We start from the raw sequence: 3,300 nt of genomic DNA, 5'->3' as shown, positions 1-3,300 counted from the left end.
ATCTTCATCAACCAGATCCGCATGAAGATCGGCGTGATGTTCGGCAGCCCCGAGACCACCACGGGCGGCAACGCGCTGAAGTTCTACGCCTCGGTGCGGCTCGACATCCGCCGCATCGGCGCGATCAAGGACCGCGATCAGGTCGTCGGCAACACGACGCGGGTCAAGGTCGTGAAGAACAAGGTCGCGCCGCCTTTCCGTCAGGTCGAATTCGACATCATGTATGGCGAGGGCATCTCCAAGACGGGCGAGTTGATCGATCTCGGCGTCAAGGCGGGCGTGGTCGAAAAGTCCGGCTCGTGGTTCTCCTGGAAGGAGCAGCGGATCGGGCAGGGGCGCGAGAACGCCAAGTCCTTCCTGCGCGACAATCCCGAAATCGCAACCCAGATCGAGGATTCCATCCGCGCGGCCCACGGCCTCGATTTCGATCTGGTCGACGACTCGCCGGCGCCTGACGACATGGGCTGAGCCGGGGCGGCGAGAGGCGGGCTGCGTGACGATTGCGGCGACAACCAACGCTGTCTACAGCGCGCGCCGCCAGAGGAGTGAGCGAGGGAGCGGCTCGCGACAGGCGAAGCCGAACCGACGCGGGCGCCGCCGGCCTGGCCTCGGTCGAGGGGCGCGCGCAGGGCTGCGCCGAACTTTCCGCACGGAGCCGGCGCCTGCGCCTGCGCTGCACGGTGGAACGTGACCAAGGTCCGCGGTCGCAGGGAAAGGACGCCGTCGCGGCCGGATCCGGCGGAAGGTTCCCTCGTCGGCTCTCTGGGCGCCGTCGTCAGGCGACCTTCCATCGCTCCGGAAAGGGGCCAGCCCGCAATGAAGCCGGTCGCGGGTGGATTGCGATGAGCGCCGACATGGGCCGATCGGTCGCCGTCGTCCTGATCCTGCGCGTGTTCGGGGAGACGGTGGTCTGGGACGGAGATCGACCTGAGAGACGCGGGTCACGAGCTGGGAGCCGTTGTTTTTGAATGGAGAATCCTGGTTTATCGATCCCTCGGGTCGGCTTGCGCTCCAGCGGCCCGCCCTTCGCCGGCGCGGCGGGGCCGACCGCGGCGTTGAGAGGCCGTTCGATCTCGCCGCGCCCTGTTTTCCACCGGTCTTCGTTCCGGCGGTGCGGCGAGCGCCACGACCGCCGGGGCTCCAGCGCAATCGCCTGACGCAGCGTCTGCGCCGGCGAGGTCGTGGGGCCGGGTCCGGGCAGCCGGGTCGCGCACCTTGTCGTGGCCCCGTTAAGAGCGCGCGGGCAACGCCCTGTCGGCCGCTCGGGACGCCTCGCCCGCGCGCAGGGGCGGCGGCGGGACGCGAGCCCGGCGCGCGCGCCGTTGACATCAACTCTGCGCGCGTCCATTTTATTTTATCGCGCGAAAAGAAAAGAGTGCGCTTCCAGATGGCGAGCGAGTCGATGCGTCAGGAACGCGTCCGGACTATGGAGGAGCTGGCGTCGCTAAGCGGCATCTCCCGACCTACGCTTTCGAAGTATTTCAACGATCCGACTTCGGTCCGGCGCTCGACGCGCGCGCGGGTCGAGGCCGCGCTGGAGCGCTATGAATATACGCCGAACGTCTACGCCATCAATCAGAACCGCCATCTGACGCGCAATCTCGGGATCGTGGTGCCTTACCTTGCGGACCCGTTCTTCGCAGAGGTGGCGCGCAATCTGGAGCTGTTGTGCAGCGGGGCCGGCTTCAATCCGATCCTCCTGAGTTCCCATGGCGACCCCGATCGCGAAGTCGCCAATCTGGACAGCCTTCGCGGCATCCGCCCGGCCGGCGTGCTTTTGGCCCCGATCGGGCGACGCTCGCGTCACGATGCGCTGGACGCGTTCTGCCGGGACGTGCCCACCGTGCTGTTCGACTGCGACATCGAGGGCGTCGGCGACGCCATGTTCGGAACGGACCACCTTCAAAGCACCGGAATGATAGTCGAATATCTGGCGCGCACGGGCGAGCCGCCGGCCTTGTTCGAGATGCGCGCCGCCCCCAACCCGAACGCCAACAAGCGCCGAGCAGGCTATGAGGCGGCGATGCGAAGGCTTGGCCATGAGCCGATGCTTCTGGTGGCCGAGGGCGATGGCTGGGCTTTCGAGGAGATCGCGCATCGCGCGGCTGGCCGGATGATCGCGGAGAGACGCCTGCCGGCCAACACCATTCTCTGCAGCAACGACCGCCTCGCCATCGGTTTTCTCGCCGCGGCCTACGAGAAAGGGCTGCGCGTCGGCGTCGGCGATGGGCACGCCCTGCGCGTGGCGGGGCATGACGACCATCCCTTCTCGCGTTTCACCTGCCCGTCCCTCACGACCGTATCGCAGGATTACGAGCAGATCGCCGGGCGCAGCCTGGATCGCCTGCTGTCCATCGTCGCCTCCGGCGACCGGCCAGCGGCGAAGACGTCGACTCTGCTCGAGGCTTCTCTCGTGATGCGAAACTCAGCCTAAGTTATCGCGCGTAAAAAATTTTGTTGACGCGAATCTGGGCAATCCCTAACGCTAGGTGCATCACAACCGAGCTTGGGGAGGATAATAAATGTCACTGAAGCGCGTTCTCGGCGCCACGACGGCGCTCACTCTGGTCGCAAGCGCGGCGCTTGCGCAGGGCGCCTCGATCACGATCGCCACGGTGAACAACGGCGACATGATCCGCATGCAGCGCTACACGGAAAAGTTCACCGAGCAGACCGGCATCGGCGTCGAATGGGTCACGCTGGAGGAGAACGTGCTGCGCCAGCGCGTCACCACCGACATCACGACCCGCGGCGGCCAGTTCGACATCATGACCATCGGAATGTACGAAACGCCGATCTGGGGCGCCAATGGCTGGCTCGTGCCGCTCGACGATCTGTCGGAGGCGTACGACGCGCAGGACATCCTTCCCGCCATGCGCGACGGTCTGAGCCATGACGGCGCGCTTTACGCCGCGCCATTCTACGGCGAGAGCTCGATGGTGATGTACCGCACCGACCTCATGGAACAGGCGGGCCTCGAAATGCCCGAGGCGCCGACCTGGCAGTTCATCCGCGAGGCCGCCGCGGCGATGGACGACCCCGACAAGGACATCAACGGCATCTGCCTGCGCGGCAAGGCCGGCTGGGGCGAGGGCGGCGCCTTCATCACCGTCACCGCCAACTCCTTTGGCGCGCGCTGGTTCGACGAGAACTGGCGGCCCCAGTTCGATCAGCCCGAGTGGAAGGAGGCGCTGACCTTCTTCACCGATCTGATGAACGATTACGGCCCGGCGGGCTACGCCACCAACGGCTTCAACGAGAACCTGTCGCTGTTCCAGCAGGGCAAGTGCGGCATGTGGA

The 3,300-nt window shown here is 66.3% G+C and carries 2 protein-coding genes and 1 pseudogene; all 3 read left to right on the top strand.

Annotated elements, in window-relative coordinates; genetic code table 11:
• Window positions 1–468: pseudogene (locus tag V7Q31_RS18210) on the top strand (recombinase RecA); the annotation flags it as partial.
• 934 nt (window positions 469–1,402) lie between these two features.
• Window positions 1,403–2,434, top strand: a complete 1,032-nt coding sequence (locus V7Q31_RS18205; protein ID WP_333835262.1) for a LacI family DNA-binding transcriptional regulator — start codon at window positions 1,403–1,405, stop codon at window positions 2,432–2,434.
• A gap of 88 nt (window positions 2,435–2,522) precedes the next feature.
• A partial coding sequence (locus tag V7Q31_RS18200; RefSeq protein ID WP_333835261.1) for an ABC transporter substrate-binding protein occupies window positions 2,523–3,300 on the top strand: 778 nt, incomplete at its 3' end.

The sequence above is a fragment of the Rubrimonas sp. genome (genome assembly GCF_036788415.1).
In the GTDB taxonomy this organism is placed as follows: Bacteria; Pseudomonadota; Alphaproteobacteria; order Rhodobacterales; family Rhodobacteraceae; genus Rubrimonas.
This window is presented reverse-complemented; position numbering and strand designations above follow the sequence as displayed.